Origin of the sequence: Stenomitos frigidus ULC18 (genome assembly GCF_003003795.1) — a bacterium.
Lineage (GTDB): Bacteria > Cyanobacteriota > Cyanobacteriia > Leptolyngbyales > Leptolyngbyaceae > Stenomitos > Stenomitos frigidus_A.
Map to the genome: position 1 here is coordinate 1 of NZ_PVWK01000072.1, position 19881 is coordinate 19881.

At 49.0% G+C, this 19881-nt stretch carries 21 protein-coding genes; 12 read left to right on the top strand and 9 right to left on the bottom strand.

Going from position 1 to position 19881, the window contains the following annotated elements:
* Positions 1 to 1032: 1032 nt before the first annotated feature.
* From C7B82_RS34275 to C7B82_RS12520, 8 genes are all read left to right on the top strand, one after another.
* Positions 1033 to 1167 (top strand): hypothetical protein, encoded by a 135-nt coding sequence (locus tag C7B82_RS34275; protein WP_281258969.1) that lies wholly within the window; start codon positions 1033 to 1035, stop codon positions 1165 to 1167.
* 53 nt (positions 1168 to 1220) lie between these two features.
* A complete protein-coding gene (locus tag C7B82_RS32255) occupies positions 1221 to 1388 on the top strand; it encodes a hypothetical protein (protein ID WP_181357465.1) in 168 nt (55 codons plus the stop codon).
* A 24-nt stretch (positions 1389 to 1412) separates the two neighbouring features.
* Entirely contained in the window at positions 1413 to 1838 is a 426-nt protein-coding gene (locus C7B82_RS12495) for a hypothetical protein (RefSeq protein ID WP_106256622.1), read from the top strand.
* Entirely contained in the window at positions 1835 to 2122 is a 288-nt protein-coding gene (locus C7B82_RS12500; RefSeq protein WP_106256623.1) for a helix-turn-helix domain-containing protein, read from the top strand. The genes C7B82_RS12495 and C7B82_RS12500 overlap by 4 nt, the downstream gene beginning before the upstream one ends.
* Before the next feature lie 4 nt (positions 2123 to 2126).
* Complete coding sequence (locus C7B82_RS12505; RefSeq protein ID WP_106256624.1) at positions 2127 to 3008, top strand: hypothetical protein; 882 nt, start codon at positions 2127 to 2129, stop codon at positions 3006 to 3008.
* 50 nt (positions 3009 to 3058) lie between these two features.
* Positions 3059 to 3319, top strand: a complete 261-nt coding sequence (locus C7B82_RS12510) for a hypothetical protein (RefSeq protein WP_219904319.1) — start codon at positions 3059 to 3061, stop codon at positions 3317 to 3319.
* Positions 3320 to 3358: 39 nt separating this feature from the next.
* Positions 3359 to 4210 (top strand): hypothetical protein, encoded by an 852-nt coding sequence (locus C7B82_RS12515; protein WP_106256626.1) that lies wholly within the window; start codon positions 3359 to 3361, stop codon positions 4208 to 4210.
* A 237-nt stretch (positions 4211 to 4447) separates the two neighbouring features.
* Positions 4448 to 6397 carry a protelomerase family protein gene (locus C7B82_RS12520; protein WP_106256627.1) on the top strand — a complete coding sequence of 650 codons (1950 nt, stop codon included), beginning with the start codon at positions 4448 to 4450 and terminating at the stop codon, positions 6395 to 6397.
* Between the two features lie 55 nt (positions 6398 to 6452).
* On the opposite strand, the gene C7B82_RS12525 is transcribed toward C7B82_RS12520, so the two are convergent.
* Positions 6453 to 6788, bottom strand: a complete 336-nt coding sequence (locus C7B82_RS12525; protein WP_106256628.1) for a hypothetical protein — start codon at positions 6786 to 6788, stop codon at positions 6453 to 6455.
* A gap of 227 nt (positions 6789 to 7015) precedes the next feature.
* Here C7B82_RS12525 and mobQ point away from each other — a divergent pair, with 227 nt between their 5' ends.
* On the top strand, positions 7016 to 8515 hold the full coding sequence (gene mobQ, locus C7B82_RS12530; RefSeq protein ID WP_106256629.1) for a MobQ family relaxase: 1500 nt from the start codon (positions 7016 to 7018) through the stop codon (positions 8513 to 8515).
* Here the strand turns inward: mobQ and C7B82_RS12535 are convergent.
* The 4 genes from C7B82_RS12535 to C7B82_RS12550 all read right to left on the bottom strand — a co-directional run bounded on the left by C7B82_RS12535 (position 8512) and on the right by C7B82_RS12550 (position 12348).
* Positions 8512 to 9216, bottom strand: coding sequence for a hypothetical protein (locus C7B82_RS12535; protein WP_106256630.1), 705 nt, complete (start codon positions 9214 to 9216; stop codon positions 8512 to 8514). The genes mobQ and C7B82_RS12535 overlap by 4 nt on opposite strands.
* Positions 9217 to 9780: 564 nt before the next feature.
* Positions 9781 to 10905: a PDDEXK nuclease domain-containing protein gene (locus C7B82_RS12540; RefSeq protein ID WP_219904321.1), complete on the bottom strand. Its 1125-nt coding sequence runs from the start codon at positions 10903 to 10905 to the stop codon at positions 9781 to 9783.
* A gap of 23 nt (positions 10906 to 10928) precedes the next feature.
* Positions 10929 to 11378, bottom strand: a complete 450-nt coding sequence (locus C7B82_RS12545; RefSeq protein ID WP_106256631.1) for a carboxysome distribution maintenance protein McdB — start codon at positions 11376 to 11378, stop codon at positions 10929 to 10931.
* Positions 11379 to 11556: 178 nt separating this feature from the next.
* On the bottom strand, positions 11557 to 12348 hold the full coding sequence (locus C7B82_RS12550) for a ParA family protein (protein WP_106256632.1): 792 nt from the start codon (positions 12346 to 12348) through the stop codon (positions 11557 to 11559).
* A 224-nt stretch (positions 12349 to 12572) separates the two neighbouring features.
* Between C7B82_RS12550 and C7B82_RS12555 the strand changes: the two genes are divergently transcribed.
* The 3 genes from C7B82_RS12555 (at position 12573) to C7B82_RS12565 (ending at position 15900) form a co-directional block, all read left to right on the top strand.
* On the top strand, positions 12573 to 14027 hold the full coding sequence (locus C7B82_RS12555) for a hypothetical protein (protein WP_181357466.1): 1455 nt from the start codon (positions 12573 to 12575) through the stop codon (positions 14025 to 14027).
* Positions 13999 to 14904 (top strand): macro domain-containing protein, encoded by a 906-nt coding sequence (locus tag C7B82_RS12560; RefSeq protein WP_146141143.1) that lies wholly within the window; start codon positions 13999 to 14001, stop codon positions 14902 to 14904. Before C7B82_RS12555 ends, C7B82_RS12560 begins: the two co-directional genes overlap by 29 nt.
* A 570-nt stretch (positions 14905 to 15474) precedes the next feature.
* On the top strand, positions 15475 to 15900 hold the full coding sequence (locus C7B82_RS12565) for a hypothetical protein (protein WP_106256635.1): 426 nt from the start codon (positions 15475 to 15477) through the stop codon (positions 15898 to 15900).
* 144 nt (positions 15901 to 16044) lie between these two features.
* On the opposite strand, the gene C7B82_RS12570 is transcribed toward C7B82_RS12565, so the two are convergent.
* The 4 genes from C7B82_RS12570 to C7B82_RS12580 are packed head-to-tail and all read right to left on the bottom strand — an operon-like array spanning position 16045 to position 19504.
* The gene (locus C7B82_RS12570) at positions 16045 to 17277 is read right to left on the bottom strand and encodes a coiled-coil domain-containing protein (protein WP_245939857.1); all 1233 of its coding nucleotides are present in this window, start codon (positions 17275 to 17277) and stop codon (positions 16045 to 16047) included.
* Positions 17264 to 17929, bottom strand: a complete 666-nt coding sequence (locus C7B82_RS33760; RefSeq protein WP_245939858.1) for an AAA family ATPase — start codon at positions 17927 to 17929, stop codon at positions 17264 to 17266. Before C7B82_RS33760 ends, C7B82_RS12570 begins: the two co-directional genes overlap by 14 nt.
* Complete coding sequence (locus tag C7B82_RS12575; RefSeq protein WP_106256636.1) at positions 17926 to 18405, bottom strand: ABC-three component system middle component 2; 480 nt, start codon at positions 18403 to 18405, stop codon at positions 17926 to 17928. Before C7B82_RS12575 ends, C7B82_RS33760 begins: the two co-directional genes overlap by 4 nt.
* A gap of 1 nt (position 18406) precedes the next feature.
* Positions 18407 to 19504, bottom strand: a complete 1098-nt coding sequence (locus tag C7B82_RS12580) for an ABC-three component system protein (protein ID WP_106256637.1) — start codon at positions 19502 to 19504, stop codon at positions 18407 to 18409.
* Between the last annotated feature and the right edge of the window lie 377 nt (positions 19505 to 19881).

The following is a 19881-nucleotide window of genomic DNA, read 5'->3' on the forward strand; positions in this document are numbered from 1 at the left end:
TCATAGCCATTCAGCGTCCCTACCAGAGCTTCGGGTGCAAAGGACTGTAGATAAGCTCTGAAGGCAGCTAAAGAGAGTACGCCAGCTTGTTGGAGTTGTGCTTGTGTCGGGTGCATGGGTGGAAAGTCTAAAGTGATTAACGAAGCTCTTACATATAAATATATATGTATACGCGAAACAAGTCAAGTGTACTTCAAAGCTTTGGATCTATAGCTTTCCTGCTGCAATGCTTGACTACTGGGCATTCTAGCCTGTATGCGTAAAAAGAGTGACTAATACAAATTTCTTATATACGCAAGATTTTTACAATTTCTTAGATGAATTATTTGTATGTTTTTGCGTATGAACGCTCGAATGGCTTATGTATGCTCGAAAAGTGTTCTCAGCCCTCCTACGTCTTCTATTCCAGGATGCCTACTGTGAAAGCGTTTCAGGGTCCTCGCTCAATTTATACCCCAAAACATACGCAAAAAAGGATAAAGGGGATCGCTGGTTTTACGGATATACATAAGATACTTGTATGCATAAGTATAAGTTATACGGGCAAAGGGTAGACACCCATCATTTTTTGGAATTCCAAAAAATGATGGGTGTCTACCCTTTGCCCGTATAACTTATACTTATGCATACAAGTATCTTATGTATATCCGTAAAACCAGCGATCCCCTTTATCCTTTTTTGCGTATGTTTTGGGGTATAAATTGAGCGAGAACCCTGAAACGCTTTCACAGTAGGCATCCTGGAATAGAAGACGTAGGAGGGCTGAGAACACTTTTCGAGCATACATAAGCCATTCGAGCGTTCATACGCAAAAACATACAAATAATTCATCTAAGAAATTGTAAAAATCTTGCGTATATAAGAAATTTGTATTAGTCACTCTTTTTACGCATACAGGCTAGAATGCCCAGTAGTCAAGCATTGCAGCAGGAAAGCTATAGATCCAAAGCTTTGAAGTACACTTGACTTGTTTCGCGTATACATATATATTTATATGTAAGAGCTTCGTTAATCACTTTAGACTTTCCACCCATGCACCCGACACAAGCACAACTCCAACAAGCTGGCGTACTCTCTTTAGCTGCCTTCAGAGCTTATCTACAGTCCTTTGCACCCGAAGCTCTGGTAGGGACGCTGAATGGCTATGAACACCCCTTAGTCCACTAGCTCAAGCAACAATTGTCTGCAAGCTCGCCCTTCAAGACCGGGAGGAAACCTGTTTGGTGGGCAATCTCGATGCCTTCGCGATCGCGGATGCACTACCGCTAGCAACCTTTGGGCAATGGTTGCCAGCTTTCCTGGATTGGAATACCGGACAAGACCCAAACAACTTCCCAACTGTGACGGCGGCTGAGGTGATCGCTTTCCTCGCTCCCTACCACGACTAAAGCTACAGACGAAGAGATTCCATCATGATCGAACAACAGAAGAATGAAGGCGTTGAGGCGTTTCAAGGCAAGGCAACCTTGATCCTCCTCAACACAATGGGCTTACCCATCGTCCGCCATATCCGAGTTCTGAAAGCCCAACTGCACTCAAATGAGTATCAGTGCCAAACTCTGCGACTGATATACATCGAGCGAATGTACCGCAAACGGATTGATGTTCACTTTACAGACAACGAAGTGGCGATCGCTCACGGTTGGCAAACCGTACAGGGAGCCTTCAACACCTTTGAACAGACAGTCGAAGCTGCCGCACAGCAGGGCGAGGTGCAAGCAGTTGCAGAGACAGAGTGGACTGCCTTTGAGCCAACGGCTTTCCAGGCAATGTTGAGTCAACTCACGGATATCCTCTACATCCAGGCTAAACCCACTCAGGCAGGAGCAGAAGCATGAACTTTCCGTGCAACCGTGATGGAGCTATAGCCGTAGGCACTATCTTCCGGCAAGCCAGAGAAGCAAAGGGCTGGGTACTGCGTGACCTCGTGACGCATGGCTTAAAGTTTGGCACCGTCAGCCATTACGAAAACGGACTACTCAACAAATATATGGACGAGCTGATTGTTACCAAGAGGCTGGAAGTCCTTCAACCCATTAATCAAGACACCGGGGAAGTTTGGACATTGGCAGCAATCAAAGCACTGGCAGCAGCCAAACCAGCTACCAACAAAGAGGCTTAAGACCATGAATTTTCCCACACCCAACCACTGTGGCTTGACCTGGGAAGTACTGAACCAGCTAGTCGCCCGCCAGATCGCAGAAGGCACGATCGTAGGGGACGATGGCGACGGCTGGCTAGTCGCTTATCTGGAGGGGCACTGGTTTGATGACCAGCCAGATGACCTGATTGTTTATTACAGCTATGCCCAAGACTTTAGCGATTGGTCGATCGGGAATGAGGACTTGAGTACTTTAGGCTGGACTCCCAACACCCCACGCGATCACCACTGGTATGAAGCACTGCCACACCCCAAGCAGTGCACCGATCGCAATAGCAGCCGTGTTGATGGCATCATCCTTGCTTACTCCGATCGCGGCAAGCGCTATCACTATGCCGAGGTGGAAATGGCAGCGGCACGAAAGCTCAAGCCACTCAACGACCGACATGCATTGATGGAAGGCTACGACATCATCGTCCTGAAAACAGCGGCAGGGACTGCCAGCCTTCGTAGCAAAGTCGCTGAAGTCATCACAGAACGGCTCACCGTGAACGAAGTCACCGTTGTCGTCACACAAGCAAAGGAGCAAGTGGAACTCTTTGTGCTTGACAGTCCCGCAGCAAGAAGCTTTAGCCAAACGATCAAGCTTGCCAACCTCACTCAAAAAGCTTTTGAGGAAGCAATGGCAGCACTCGATCGCCAAGTGCAGGCGTACCGCAAGCAGCCACAGACAAAACTCAGCGACGAGGAGTGGCAGGTGAAGTTTGCAGAGTCGCTGGCACAACTGCAACCAGGCTTTACACCAGATGATCTTGCCTTCCCCTATATGAACTTCGATCACGATGGCTACGCGCCCTACAAAGCGGCTCAAGCACTCATTGAAACGCACGTCCTCCAACCCGCATGAGGCATCTTTACCCGCTCACTCCTAGAGACACCCACACTATGAATAAACCAGTGGCACCAACCAAAACGCAAGCGATCGCCGGACAAAACATCACCTTAGCAATAGGCAAGCGCTATCTTGCCACACGACCAATGGGCGGCAAACCAGGACAGCGTTACGTGCTTAGCATCGTGGAGCATCACACCTGCCATCACAGCGTCAATGCCCCTCCAGTCGTCCAACTAGAGCCGATGGGGTACGATGAGGCTAACAACTTTCTCACCGCTTTTAACAATGGCAAAACCAGCTTTGAGGGGCGGGTTTGGCAGTAATGGATCATGTCTACTGCAAGCCCCTAGAAGGTAAGCAAAATGCCACCTGACTCTATGACCGTTAAGCTTGGCTATCGTGCCCAGTCTGAAGACACCAGTGTTGAAACTGATGTGTTTGAGTTTGGGTTGCTGCGACAGCGGCTGGTCTGGCAGCGCTGGCAGATGGCGGCACGGCTCATTCGGTGGTCAAAAACCACGTCTTTGAGGGGGATGAAAAAGGCAAAGGGAGATGCTGCCAGCACTTGCTTTGCACAAGCTGTTTTAGGCGATTGCTGGTTGCCAGTACTGACTCCTAGAGGAAACGAAACGATGTGGATTCAAGATCCCAGCGAAATCGCACGACTGTTGCATCCAATTTTTGAGCGCTTTGAGGTGCCGTATTACATTACTGGAGGAGTAGCGGCGATCGTCTATGGCGAACCCCGCACGACTCGCGATCTGGATTTAGTCATCAATCTACAACGAGATAACATCTTGCCACTGGCCGCCGCCTTGTCAGCCGCAGGGTTTTACTGTCCACCGGGAGCAGTGGAAGACATTCAGGTGGGTCGTGGTCAAACCTTGAGTGTTACCCATATAGAAATGGTGCTGAACGCTGACATTGTGCTGAACGCTGATACAGCGTTCGATCGCTCTAAAATGCAGCGGCGGCGCTTAGAAACACTAGACGAAGCTGGTACGCAGCAGTTCTGGGTGGCATCACCAGAAGATGTGATCCTAGCAAAGCTGCTTTGGGGTAAGCGATCTCAGTCCCAAAAACAATGGCGTGATGTGTTGGGTGTGATGAAAGTGCAGGGCGAGCATTTGGATTTTGCTTACTTGATGCAATGGGCTGAACCGTTAGAACTTTCAGTGGCGCTTGGTCAAGCGATCGTGGAAGCAGGGCTGTGAGTGATGACACTTACGCCTGGGAGAAGCATCAACGATTAACCGACACGGTCATGCTCAAGCTGTAATGTTTGTTTGGCAAGGTTAAAGTTCTAGTCGCGGTCTGAGCCTTGCAAGCGTGGTGCACCACTCGCTACAGCAAACTTCAGACAGCAAGTCTTTACGCGCATGAGTTTGTTTACATACAACTCATGCGCGTAATTTCGTATATACTAAGAACAGTCTGAACCAGAAGCCCTCATGAGTACCGCCACGCGCTTCGATTTAACCAGAGACGAGATTGTCGCACGCTTCCGTCAGCGGATTGCCAACGCCGATCGCACTCGCCTGACGAGAGAAGAACGCGAGTTGTTGACCCTGTTGCTGAAGGATCAATGCATCAGTCTCAATCAACGGGGTGAAGACACCTACGAGCGCTTGCAACCACTCTGTGAGGCTGAGAAAGCCTTGTTGCTAGAGGGCTATCCCGCAGGGAGTGTCAATAGTGTGTATCTCCCTGCCTACACCAGGCTGCTGAAGGAAGCCCTTGCCACCGGACAAATTAAGCTCACGGAGCAAAACAGCTTTAACAAGGCGTGGGCAAAACGCGATAGCAGCGAGTCGGGGGTCACTCAGACCTACTACCCACTCAAGTTTCTGACTTTCGATCTGGAGACACAGAACGAGCTACGGGGACTCACTGCCCAAAAGAACAATACACGGCAGGATAGCCTGGTGACGGTTGAGCTTGACCCCTACCTGGAGCAATGTGAAGCGCTGCTAGAGTCCAACGAACCGGAAACACTGGCCATTGCGCTGGCAGCACTCATAGGCAGACGGCATACCGAAGTGGTGAGTAAGGGCACGTTTACGGCGACGGAGCATCCCTATAAATTGCGGTTTGAGGGGCAACAGAAGGATGTCACACCAGCGTTTGACATTCTGACGCTGGTGCCAGTCAAACTCTTACTACCCCACTTGGAACGGTTTCGCGCTTTGCCAGCAGTGCAGGCGTTGCACGGTAAGGGTCATGATGATCCAGGTGTGACTGCTTTCAATACCCGTGTCAATACCCGTGTGAAAAAGCATTTTGCCGACCTTGTGCCCGTCTTAGAGGGCTTCAAGACGGTGAGTATCCATCGGCTACGGGCACTGTATGGCGCGATCGCCATTCACTTCTTTTGCCCGGAACATAAAAACGAGCATCGCTTTTTACAGCATTACCTGGGGCATCTGTTGGACGAGCAAGGGCAGAGTTTACCCAATGCGGCTGCCACCCAGCATTACTTTCACTACAACTTGTCGCGGCAGGGGACGTTGCTCAAAGCTAGAGGTGTGAAAGTCCCGGCAGCAGGGATGATTCAAACTCCAGAAGTACCAGCAACAGAGGCAACCAGTAGCACTAGAGAAGTAGAGTCACACGCCATGACACCAGTAGAACCGTCAGCAGTCCGGACCGCTCTAGCCGCAACACCGTCGATAGACGGCGATCACACGGAGTCGCCCAGTCTGAGTACGCTCCAGATCATGACTGACCAGGCGCACACGCTCTCCTGGCTGACCAGTCAGATCGAAAGACTCCAACAGCAATTAGCCACCGTAGCAGGACCCGGAGCAGCGGCAGGCGAGTGGCAGGCAACGATCGCCCAACTCCAAGCCGAGAATGCCGCGCTTAGAGAGGCTGTAGCCCACAGTGCCCAGCCGGAGGACGTGAGCCAACTGCAAGCAACCATCGCGCAACTGCAAGCTGAAAATGCGGCACTCAGGGCACAGAACACAGACTTAGAGCAGGCACAAGCCAAGCTGGAGGCATTCAAGCGCTTACTAGCCAATGGGGATAGCCCGCAGGCAACACCTGCAACGCCAAGTGAAAACGTCTCTACGCCGGAGCCGAGCACACGGCAAACAACCGACTCCACAGCGAACACAGCCCCAGCAGAAGCCATTTATCAGGCAGTCCAGGCATGGAACCAGCAACACCCAGAAGCGACCTTTGCCATCACCCAGTCCTTGCTAGAACGGGATTTTCGGGTGCCGCGTCGCTTCGTGATGGACTTCCTCTCACGGTATCAAGCTGAACTGGATGACTATCACAAGTCGATCGGGGCGACCAATACCCGTAGCCACAACCGCCAAACGGGAAGAGACGTGGAAAAGTTGAAGGCGTTTGTGCAACAAAAACCGAGCACTAGGGAAACAAAGGCGGCGTGAGGGGAAAAACGGCACTCGAAAAACTGACAGTGGAGTCACATTGACACTACCCGCTCTAAGTTTTTGTGGTTGCTGTTGCCTCTGGTAGCGGCGGCAGCTTAAACACTTCACGATCGCGCTTCAAGGTCAGCTCAGCCTCCAGAATCGCCTTTAGCCACGCCTCGGTCAGCTTCCCGGCACTAATTTGTTTTTGAATCGCTGCACCAATCAGAATTTTGGCGCGTGTTTCTTGATGGCGCTTCTGAGTCGCTTCACGGTTCTGCTGCGCCTTAATCCGATTGTCTAGCGCTTGGCGTTGTTCTAGTAGCTTTTCGAGTCTGGTTCTTTCTGGTGCGGCTTCTGGCTTGGCTGGCTTGATTTTGGGTGAGGCTGGCGTTTGGGTGTCACTCATAGCAAAGATGGGGTCGCAGGATAGTTTTAGAGTGCCCACGAGCTACGTAAAAGATCAACGATTCAGTCATAAAAATAATCAGTGTTGGCTGGTGGCAAGGCTGGCTATGCTGGGCACTCTAGGTCTGTGGGTGGCTTCGCCAAGTCCCGTAAAATCGCACTTATACATCGGGCGATGTGTGCGTGAGGCTTTCCCCCTCAACCCCCTCGGAGTTCGGTTGTTCGTGTATGGCTATTTACCATCACCACGCTCAAGTCATTTCGCGCAGTGCCGGTCGCAGCGCGGTTGCTGCGGCTGCCTATCGTGCTGGTGCGAATTTATACGATGAGCGCTTGGACGTGGAGCATTGTTATGCCCAGAAAAAGGGCGTGGTCCATAGCGAGATCATGGCTCCACCCGATGCCCCCGCTTGGGTTTTGGAGCGGCAGTCTCTTTGGAATGTGGTCGAGGCTAGTGAAAAACGCCGAGACTCTCAGTTAGCACGGGACTTTGATTTAGCGTTGCCCGTTGAACTATCCTTGCCGCAACGCCTCGACTTAGTAAGGGGGTTTGTCCAGGAGCAACTGGTGGACCGAGGCATGGTCGCTGATTTCTCGATTCACCAAGACAACGCCAAAAATCCCCACGTCCACATCATGGCCACGATGCGAACGATCGACGCCAATGGTTTTGGCAAAAAGGAACGGGACTGGAACCAGAAGGAGGTGCTACAAACGCAACGAGCCGCCTGGACGACCCACGTCAATCGCGCTTTAGAAAATGCAGGGCAGCAGACCCGCGTAGACCATCGCCGACTGGAAGAACAAGGTGTGACTGATCGCCTGCCCCAGCTCCATTTAGGTGTCACGGCAACGGGGATGATCGAGCGGGCGAACTCGCAGCAAATGGTACTGGAGCATCCACGGCTCAGTCGCTTTCACGAAATTCAGCAATTTAACGAAAGCATGGTATTACTGAACCGCGAGATCGCTGAAGAGACGGCACGGTTGGCAGCGGCGCAACAGGAAGCGGCACGTCAACTCCAGGCACAACAGCAACAGGAAGCCTGGGGTCGAGCCATGGCGGCGGGGGCAACTCCACGGCTTCAAGCCATCTGGGAGTCTGAGCGAGCGGGTAGACCAAAGCTTAAAACTGTCACGTTTGGAGATTACCAAATGCGGTTAGGGGAAGAAGGTCAACCGTCACTTTATCGTGGCGATCACCTGGTGCTGGGGTCTGTAGCGGGTGCCGAGTCAGCGCAAGGTTTGACGGAGCAGGCTTGCCGCAGCGTGGAGCGCTGGCACACGCTCTCACAGCAACGAGCACAGGAACGACTGCAACAGCAGTTGGCAGAACAACAACAACAGGAACGGCTGCAACAGTGGGCACGTCAGGCGTGGGGCAAGCAGATGGCGTTGATCGCTGGTGGCTTTTTGCGGGTGCAGAAGCAAACGGAGTATGAGGTTAAAAACTATCGTTTCCGAAGAAACGGTGACACACTGACAATCGAGTCAAAGGACGGCAGAGGCATCTTAGTCACCTACCACCACAGCAGCAACACGGTCACCATGAGTGACCACTGCACTGAGGTCGATCGAGACTATTTCCAGGCTCTAGAAGCAGCTTGGCAGGCAGCGAAGGCAGAGGCAACGAAGGCAGAGGAGGCTTTGAAGGCAACGAAGGCAGAGGCGACAGCGACAAAGAAACCGACAAAGAAATCGACAAAAGACAAGGGGGGCAGAGATTAGTCCAGCGTTGTCGTAGCCACATCGATCGCGTCATCCAGCGCCTTCAGCTTCCCGACCTTCCACGCCAACTGTCCTCTCTCCCTGGTGCTCACGCGACTGCGCGTAAACGTAAAACCAGCATGTTCAAACTGTTCGCCGTACGCCCGCACAGTGGTCGCGGACAGCCCCAAAAGGTCGGACACCTCTGTGGTGGAGAGCAGCCAACGCTTCTCATAGGCTTCTTCGAGTTCCCGTAGCGGTGAGAGGCGGAGACCTCGTTCTGTCCGCGACAGGGGAGCAGGAAAAATAGCAAGCAGCACTTCCTTGATGCCACGCACTGCCAGGTTGACCACCAACACCGCCACCGATTGCACATCCATCCGGAAGAAACCTAGCGGACCATCACCACCCTCAGCATGGGAAGGCTTGCCAGTAGCCGTATGGGAGACAACCGGGTCAGTTCGTTTGTCTTGTTCGCCGGACTCATCGGATGTGCGTTGAACGTGCTCGAAGTTCGCGAGCGTCCCACCTGCTTTGAGGTGCTCATCCAGTGCCTCCAGACGCTGGAGCGGCTCTTGGGAGACAAACGCCTTGCCACCCTGTTTCATTGGCACGATGCCTAAAGCTTTGAGTCGGTCATAGAGGGCTGTCTTGCCGATACCAAAGCGGGTAGTCAGCTCACTGACGGGGTATGGGTCAATTTCTGCTTCGAGCTTTGCCATGGTTTACTGCCCCTGTTCACCCGTTCGCCGGACGTTGTGCTCATGTTCGCCGCACACAACTCGTTCGCCGGACACTCTAAGAGTGTTCACCGGAGACCGAACAAGCGAACAGGCACACCACAGACCAGCGCCTCTGCAAACCGTCAAGCTTTAACAGGTAGACTGAAACGCCTCGCTGCAAGGGGTGACGACGCGCTGACGACTGACGAAGGGCTAGGAGCAAACCTCGAAAGCATGGGAAACCCTCAAGCACCCTGACTGCCAAACTTTTACAGTGCTACAAAAGGCAGTGTCAATCGCTCGTCAAATGCTCGAATCGGGTGTCCACTGCCACCAAACTTGGCGATGAGCCACTGAAGCCAAGCCAAGCTCACTGCTCTTTCACCCTAGTCAGGAGGTTACTGTACTCAGAAGCAGTACTCAGGCATTGCCTTTTTACTGTCAGAGGCAGCCGTGATTTTAATGATTTTCTATGGCTGCAAATTGATTGCTCAGTAAAATTACAGGCATTTCAAAAAGCAATCATGCCCTTACAGATTTTACGCTACTCATTTTTAAAAGCGATCAAGCGGTCAGCCGCTTTTCGATCGCTTTGCGTGTCCGTTCCAACTCTGCTGTGAGCAACTTTTCATCTGGTAGGGCTGTTTGGTACTCTGCTGCCAAAATATTCGATAGCCCTTCAAGTGCGTAATGGGCAACTGCTTCATTCTTTTTGTTGCACAAGATCAGCCCTACAGGAGGATTCTCGTCTGGATACGTCCAATGCTCGCGGGCATAGTTGAGATACATATGCATCTGCCCCGCATCGGCATAGGTGAACTCACCAAGCTTAAGGTCGATGATGACTAAGCAGCGTAAACGACGATGGAAGAAGAGCAAATCGACTCTAAACCACTGATCGCCAATACGCAAACGGCGCTGACGACCAACAAATGTGAAATCACCGCCAAGTTCTAGAAGGAAGCTCTCGATGTGTCGGATGAGGGCTGCTTCCAAATCGCTCTCAGAGTATTCATCTTTGAGGTCAAGGAACTCTAGAACGAATGGGTCTTTCAGTTCCTCTTCAGGGGTAACAGCGTCTTCAGGACGCAGAGCCACACCCTTCTCTAGCATGGCTGCCTTATGGCGGGATAATAAGGCACGCTCGTAATATTGAGTGCTAATTTGCCGACTCAGTTGGCGCACTGACCAACCACCCCGTAGAGCCTCTGTTTCATAGAAGGTGCGGGCTTCAGGCGCTTTGACGGAGAGTAGCTTCACGTAATGGGACCAGGGCAGTGGGAATTTTCCGGACAGTGTCTGGAAAATTTCAGGAGAGAGCGTTTCAGGAGAGAAGGACTGCTCAAGATCAGGGTAGGCGAGGTAAAAGGCACGCATCTGAAAAAGGTTTGTTTTCTGGAACCCACGCCCAAAGCGATCACTCAAATCTTTGGCTAGCCGTTCAATAATCTGCTTGCCGTACTCTGCACGGCTTTCCCCTCTCTGCTCCAGCGCGACAATGCGCCGCCCGATCTCCCAATAGGTTGCCGTCATGATGGCATTAACCGATCGCGCAGCAGCGCGGCGAGCAGCCTCCATGAGTTCAACAACGGCGCTCAGTACCGTTGTGTAAGTTTCAACGGTGCCGATGATCTCAAGCTGCTCGGTAATCAGCTTATCTAGAATGGGGTCTTCAGGCGGGTTAGGCACAGTTGCTCCGAGAGTTCGTTGGATCAGGATTGCCCTTCAAGCATGGTAATGAGGCGGCGTAATTTTCCAGCACGTTTGCGATCAGCGTAGCGGCGCTTGGCTTCTGTCAGGATTTCCTCCATTGCTTTTGGATCAGAGGCGGTATGCACCCAGGCAGCTTCAAGAAACACCTCAATGGTGATGCGATTGTCTTTGCAGTAGCGTGTCAGGCTTTGATCAAGCTCTTTTTCCAGGACGATCGCTGAGTGGCGGTTCGTTTCTGGAATTTTCGCCAGTTCTGCCTTCAAATCCTCTAAGGCATCGTTAGACAGGGGAGCAGCAGCAGATACCTGTGCTTCTGGTAGCGTCTCGACCACATCAAGACTCTGAGGCGCTTCTGGCTGGTGCACTCTGCTGATGAGCGTATCGTCTCTGATGGGGACGGCTGGGCGCTGGCGGTTTTGGCGGATTCGGTCTAGAACACTATCAGACATGAGATTTAGAGGCTTTTAGGACAGTTAGTTAAAGTTAAAATAAGCAATTTGTTAAAAGCAAAAAAGTAAAAAGGCTAATTTTAGCTTTTTATGTTTCACTTTCACATCACTTTAACTCAAACGAGTACCTAGGATTCACTGTCATATCAATTTTTAGTAAAAAGCTAAAAGGACAAAATTAGCTTTTTGCTTTTTGCTTTTTTGACAGCTTGCTAATTTTGTCGATCAGCACCTCGAAGGGATATTCCAATTCGGTGTAGCCCATATCACTTAAAGTAGAGCGTCGATTGATGGCTTGCTTATAACGTTCAGATTCTCGAATGGAGGGCAAAATCAGCTCTTCGCCGACCTCTTCGCACATGCCAGTAACAGCCGCACGGCTCTCCTGGGTTTGGGAATTGCCAATCCAACGATCGCGAAAGGGGAGGACTCCCATCACTTGAGCCTCTGTTGCACCGACATCCTGGAGGTTTCGCAGTAGATCCAGCGTTCTTACCAAAGAACCATAGCCTTTCACAGAAGCTTCAGCAGGAATGATGAGGGTATCCGCCGCACCCAGGACGGTGAGACAGATTTGTGATCGCTGGGGCGGCGCGTCAATGATACAAACTTTGAAAGCGTCAGCGACAGGCTCAAGGCGGCGCTTGAGCAAGGTTGCGCCTACACCACTATTAGAAAGGTAGTCTTGAACAGTATCGAGTTGGTCATCAGCAGGGATAAGGAACAGGTTTTCGTTCCCTTCAGCGGGGTAGATGCTGTCTTCTGCCGAAACGGATTTCTTCAGAAACTCCAGCAGTGTGGGCTGATTAGCCTGAAGTTCCAGATCCATGTATGTTGTCAAATTGTGTTGTGGATCAGCGTCAACCAATAAAGTCGGGTAGCCTTGGCGCGAGAGCAGACGACCCAGCATCAGAGAGGCGGTAGTCTTGCCCTGTCCACCACTGAGGGAGGCGATCGCGATGGTTAACATAGTTAAATTCTTCTTTGAGCCAATTAGACTTTATCAAAAATTGAATTGAATTAAAAAATCTTTTGTTAAAAAGCTAAAATTAGCTTTTTATACTTTTATTTATGAGTAACATTAACACTTGATTGATCCAGGCTCAAGAGTAAGGTTATAAGTGAATGGAGCCAATAGAGAAGCTGCTGGTAAGACTTTTCAGGCTTAAAGATTACTGCATTGACCAAAGTACGATGTTGCAAGTAGAAAAGCTCAAGATTTTTCTTGCCTCTCCGAGTGATGCTCCTACAGAGCGTCGGTATGTTGTGGAGGTAGTAGAAGAGGTTAACCGCCTTGTAGCTGGGGATCGCGGTGTTGTGCTTGAAGTTGTTCGATCAGAAAAAAACGTTTTCCCTGGCTACGGTACTGACGGTCAAGACATACTCAATAAGCAAATCGCAAACATGCAGGAGTATGAGCTATTTATTGGCATCATGTGGAATCGAATTGGGACAAAAACACCACGGGCAAGGTCTGGGACAGTTGAAGAGTTTGGGCGAGCAGTCAGTACACTGAGGCGCAAAGGAAAGCCACAGGTTTGGTTCTACTTCCGACAGGCAGCAGCTCACCTCACTACAAAAGAAGAGTTGCAACAACGGGCAGAGGTTTTGGAGTTTAGGTCGAAATTTCAACGAGGCAAAGGTTTATTTTGGGACTACACAACCCCTGCTGATTTTCGCAATCAACTTCGTGGACAGCTTATTCTTTGGCTAAATCAACGCAAGAAAAAGACTGCTCAGCCTCGTGCTGCTGAGAAAAAACAGGGCAATAACGTATCGGGGGAGGCAATAAAGTCGAGATCTTCTCCTGTAGCCAGAGATCGCAAGAAGCCAGCATCAGGAACAACGACTAAGACAGCGATGGCGAAAACGAATACTGCGACTAGGCCCTCTACAGCATCCCGAAAAGCCCTTGCTTCAAAAAGCAGCGCTGCCCGAAGCCCCAGAGCGGTGAGAAGTCCAGAGGCTTGGGTTATGTTGGATGGAAAGTTTTTCCAGGCTCAGTTGAGTAATACTCAGCCAGATCGAAGCATTATCCTTCAAATTCCACCCAAAGATATGGAGCAAGCTGCTGAGTTGAAAGCCCTGCATCCAGGAGAGTTCCACAATCGGAAGCAGCTTGCCTATGCTGATCTTCATGAAGCTGGGATTATGCAGATATCTTCCGTGACAACTGAGTCACTCGCTGGGAAACCCAGTTTCAGCATTATATTGAACCCAATTCAGCGATCGCAGAACAGTGGGTTTGCAATGGAAGCAAATTTCAATAACCACAGTGCCGATGAGATTGCTGAATTGCGTGCTCGTCTGATTCTACTGGGGGAAGCCTTGCCAAGAGATCTCGGGCGTTTTTTCACTACTCAATTTGATGGACCCCATAACCGTCCTGTGGCAATTGAGGAAGGAATCTTTCCAGAGTTGTGGGCGAAGCTGCAAACACAACCGGAACTATTTTTGCCGAGGGCTTGGCTATGGGCAGCGTACTACCTAAAGATGTGTCAAGTCGTTGAGGATGTCCTGGAGTTGCAGCTTGGTCCAGTCAAGAACAAGGTGATGCCAGTGCGATTCCGAGGACGAAGAAAACGGGTTTATGCCAACCAGGAGTCTAGCATCATTAACGTTGAAGGAAGTTGTACTCTTAGTGCGTAAGCGATCGGGTAATACCTCCATTGACATTGCAATGTTCCTTAAACTCCTGACCTCTATCAAATTCAAACGATTAGGAGTCTCATTCACCAGCATTTTTGGCTTGATCTGGCTGTTTCTGGAGCCAGCAGGGCTTTTCTTGCCTGAGTGGTTGCATTGGGGATGGTGGGGGTATGGAGGACTGGTTTCCCTTGCTTTGCTATCAGCGATCGGCTTGAACCTTCCACGTAAATCAGTTTGCAGATCTTTATCTTCACCTAACTCCACCATAGAGATTAAGGTTGGCGACCTGTTTGACGAACCTGGGCATTTAGTCATTGGCGCGAACGATGTTTTTGATACAGAGCCAGGAGAGGTTATCAAACCTTCAAGTGTTCAAGGTCAGTTCCTAATGCGACTGTATCATGGCGACCATCAGCGTTTAGATGCAGAAATTGATGCGGCTTTAGAACCTCTTAAAGCTGAGAGGAAAAGGGAACCCAATAAAAGAAAAGGCAAGATCTGGCGATACCCGATTGGCACAACCCTTGTGCTGGGTTTACCAGATAGACGGTATTTTCTGAATGCCTATGGTTATATAGGAAATGATTTGAGAGTTAAGTCAAGCGCAGATGATATTTGGCGATCGCTGAGTTGCTTATGGGAACAGGTACGATTAAGAGGACATGGGTTGGAGGTGGCTATTCCAGTTATTGGCTCGGATTTAGCGCGAACGAATCTGCCTCGGATGACTTTGACAAAGCTCATTATTATTTCGTTTATTGCTGCGTCGAAGAAAGATTTTGTAACGAAGAAATTAACGATGGTTATCCACCCAAAAGATTTGGACTCTGTAGACCTTTACGCGCTGGAAGACTTTTTAGGCTCTGCGTGCTTCTGAGCAAGATTAAATCGCTCTTATGATAAATTTAGCTTTTTAGCTTTTATTGTAATTAGCTTTTTGCGCCAAGTGTTAATCATGGTCTAACTTGGTCAGTTCTTAATCAACTTAGAGATCGCCTTCAGTCACCGAGTCTACTCCGTCTGCCAAACGCAGGTTACTGTGGCTTTGTTGTATTAAGAATGAGTCTGTGCAAAAGCTTAGTGGCATCCGATTCATACTAAATCGCTGCCGAGACGCAATGGTTTATGGTGAGGCATCCATACATGAGTGCCAAATTGGGGGTGTAAGCAATGCTCATTTGGGCTATTGACGTACAGTCTGCTCATAGCAGGTCTAACTAAGCGATCAAGCCTGCCATCTCTGGATCAGTGTTTGCGCCTGAAAGGGTTTCCGGCTGAGGTGGATTGGGGGTTGAGTTAAACTCAGCGGAGCAGTCACCCACTCTGCTGAGTTTAACTCAACCCCTACGCTATTCAACCCTGACCAAAATCCTCAAGACACAAGCAGCGCGATCGCTAACTGGCAACGGCGTGTATCCTGGTTTTGCGTCTCGCGTCTACAGCAACCATGCGTCAAACAGCACCGAAACTACCACTGACTCAGACGACTGTTAAGAACACGACAAGCCCTTCGGAAAGCGCTTTCGACCCGTTCATCCACGCACTGACGCTCGCTTGGGGAGCGGCTTGGCGCATTGACACCCTGTACGCTGACCTTGCCACACTCCAGCATCCCAAGGGAGGTGTGACCATCAGCCTCTCACTGCATGTGCAGCGTCAACCCCAATTTCTGATCTACGGCAACTTCAAGCGGGGCGCTGGCGTTGCACATGCAACACTCAATGGCGATCGGGGACGACATACGCTCTACCGTACTGCTAGCAAAACACCAGAGCAGATGGCGCGTGTGATCAAGCGGAGTCTGCTCACGGCTTACTGGCGGGACTACGCGCAGGCTCAAGCGGGTTGCCCTGCGGCGCATACCACGCACTGAGCAACGAGCAAAGCGCCAAGACTACGCGCCAACGTTTGACGCAGTAAGCTAACGATTGAGTTCAGCGGCGGCAAGTAACTTGAGTATCCCCACCAATCATCTTTATTCCGCCACTGCAACGATTTGTTATGCACTTCCAATCAACTATTGTTCAGGAACAGGGAAAAAACCATAGCGTCCCTCATTAGGGTTCTTGGTAAAGGTTGTTGAAGTAATCCTGCCTGTTATGTTCAGGGGTGGATGCTCATTCTCGATGATGATTATTTGGCTATCGCTACAACTATTAGCAAGATATTCATAGAATCGAAACTTGAGGTTTAATCCTTCTAAAATCACCCTGTCTTCGGACGCTTCCGGTTTCCAGTATGCCAAAAGAGGTGAATCTAGTACAACAAAACCTGGATGTGATAGATTTCTGTCCTTACAAAATTCCATAAGTCCGATAGTCATAGCTGCATGAGTAATAGCTCTCAAACCTTTTCCTCGACTAGTACGAGGTTGTCCGCCTATCACGATATCTTTAAGTGTCTCGTCAAAATGTAATCGATTTGATCCAGGAAAGTCCCAGGCTTGAAGTAGATGCTGAACTTTTTGGGCAAACTCATCAAGCACTGATGATGAGAGATCAATTTGTGGGCTAACGGAATTTACTGGTTCATCAGCTTCAATGCGAAGCACAGATCTTTTCTCTTGTAGTTGTCCAATTCTATTGAATGAATCAATCACACGTTGCATTTCACTTGAATGCCTAATAATCTCACTAAACGTATTTTGAGCTTCTCTTAGAGGGGACGTTATTTCTTGTATTTCCTGATTGAGTACCTGAAATTCAGGATTAAGCTCCTCCTTTTGAGTGATTAAATCCTCAGCTTCAGTTCTAAGATCTAATGCAGTTTGATCGAGTTCCAAAGAAAGCTTTTCCACCTTGGCGATTTCAGCAGTCGCAGCATGAACAACGCTTTCAACGTCACCATCACAAACTTCGACCTGATGCTGCTCATCAGGGAGGGCACCACATAGAGGACAAGGTGTTATCTCCAGATGAACAAAAAGAGACCCTGATTCCTCAATCGCTGCAAGGCGCTCAAGGTCAATCTGGTAATGGTCTTTGAGGAGTTCAAACCGCGATAGGAGACTAGAGATTTCATTGATCCGATCAGATAATCTCTCTATCTGTCGCATAATTTCATAGCGACGTTCTATTTTGTCATCTAACTCGCGTTGTCGTCGATTCAAAATCTCTTGCTGAAGCTCAGCTTGCGTCTGTAGTTGCAATAGTTGCTCTTCAGCTTCAGTACGATTAATTCCAATTTCACTAAGCTCGGCTTGCAACTCTTCGATCAATTCACCAATAAATTCAACTTTAGCATTTAGCATTATTATTTTTTCGGATATCTATAAGCTCAGCTTGCATTTCAGCTTGAGCGACTAATGCACTATCATCTACGCCAGTAAGTACTAACTTGAATACTGAATAATCTTTCGTCTTTTCAGTATTCTGTCCAGATAATAGAGGAGATAATTCTTTTGTTATGTCACTTTCCTTAACTAAAATTAGTCTGACAAGATTCCGAAAGCTAAGACTATTTGTAGTTCCCTGTTGATTTTTTTGCACATACTTCTCTGCAAGTCCAATTAAGGACAGCAAGTAAGTTGAAAGTGTGTTTAGATTCCCGTGCTCATGCTTTTGGTTAAGAATAGTGCCTGATTCTATATCAGGCTCGCCAGTAAGCCAGTTTCCTTCAAATCTACGAAAACCTCCCCCACTTGTACTCCTTTCAAGGGTAAAAGTCTCGCTGTTTACTGTTTCCAGTACAAGTCTCCCTCGGTCATAGCCAACTCGTTCAGGAATATCTCTCAGAGATCCTTTAGCACCAAGGAGGAAATCGATCGCCTCTACAATAAATGACTTTCCCGTATCCGAAGCACCACATATAACGTTCAAACCAGTTTGAAATTCCAACGAAGCAGGATCTTTATGTGGACTATTGAACGAAAGACCTCTCAATTGCAGGGGATTCCAAGTCATGTTCTACGCCCCCCTGCTCTCTCAAATGGCTGGAACTGCATAGACCATACCTGAAAGAATTGCCGCTCCACTACTTTCAATTCTTCAGGGGTTGACTCACCGAAGGTTTCAGTTACCCATTCTGCTCGTTCTTTGAGTTTCGATATATATCGAGAACTTAGCATTGAAAGGAATGCACTAGCAGTGTCAGTAACAGCGTAGTGGAAACCATTTGATTCAGGTAACCGATGTACAAGTCCACGGCTCATCATCAAAAAGAGTCCGCGCTCAATCAATTCACGCCGCACGGTTAGTTCACCTGAGCGCATTGGAAGAGGGGCATGTAAACTTTCGGGACCTTCAACATCACCTGAATGCACAGTTAGGTAGTCAAAAAAGACAAGATATTGGAGGTCAAGTGACTGAGGAAAGATTGCGGTCAAGATAGCAAGCGATCTTATTCCAGTCTCAAGTGGAGTATTAAATGGGGATGCCATGTTATGCCTCCTCACTTGTGGGAACCCAAAACAGCCGATCTTCGTTTGCGAGCTGATGACAGATACCTTGTTGATCCTGTACCTTAACTACACTTCTAAGTGGGTTCGATGCTGTTGCAATAGTGGCAGCTTGAGTGACAGTTGCTTTCATACGAGCCAATCCGTCCCCATGACTGCTATCGCAGATATCGATTACACCGTGAAAAATCTCGTCCTGTAGGCTCTCGAATGTACCATCAGGAACAGTATCACGAGCAAAATTACGTAGAGATTCTGCATGATAGAAGCGTTCTCGCTGCCTCAAGAAATCACTGTTCAGCGATGAAGATAGTTCTGAAACAGAATTTACAGCTTTCCTCAAACTATCGCCATAAGCATTAAATATCTGCTGAATATAGCGACTTTCTACCACTTCATGCTCTTCTGGAGGAATTAGAACTTCTGGTCTTGGAGGTAAACCGCCACCAAACCTAACCGAATGAAAAGGCGTTTTTGAGTGTCCATCAATAAGCTCTACAACGGACTTAGTTGAAAAGATCGAGAAATCGAATTCCTCAAACCAACGAAGCAGATCATCCTTTAATGGAATACTAGATGTTTCTATAATTCCGTTTTTACAAGAGCTTTCCCAATTATTTCTAGCTTCTTCTTTTAGTCTATCTGGTGCTTCAATCAACTTCCCTAGTTTTGTACCTATGTCACGAGATGCAATGAAATAATACTTGCGTGGGGGCGAATATTCTCCTTTGTAGGAGTAGTAAATGATTTTCCCAACTTCGACCCATATATCACTGGGACGCAGAGGGTGATCGTAGTGTTTGCACTGATAATTATCCCACCCGCCTTCCCATCCTCTATCACTAATAAAACCAGCCACATCTACTCCTTGATCCCCAGACCCGGTGTGACGCGCAACCCGAACGTACAAATCCTTTAAAGAACTTGCCCACTCTTGTGTAAACGATTCCCATTCTGCTGGCGAGAAGGTAGTAACACGAATTGGTTTAGGTATCGGAATACCAGTCGAGACATGCTCTGCCGATGGACACGATACAGGTGCCCCTGGAGATATTGGCTTCATGTCCTCGTCTGCAATCAAGCGTCTGTGACCTTTATATTTTTTGATTTTTGACTTGCTTAATTCTACTTTGGATGGAGCAGTAAAAATTTCAATAATCAGAAAACTGGGCTTGGTGCATAATTATTAATAGACTGAAAGCTTCTGCCTAAGATCCCAATTTTGAGTAGATAAGCAGAAGGATGCGGTATAACACCCAAAATTTAATGTTTAGGCAGATTATTTTTGCACAAGACGCTGCTCAGACTGAATCACCAGAAGCTTCCCGCCTCTTTTCAGCTTCCCTACGCAAAGGAGCGTATGTACTACTGGAGACACATTAGGGACTCGCTCAAAAATAAAGTACCAACAGCTACCCTGAAATAAGCATCATATATGGCGTAGTGGGGAGAGATTGC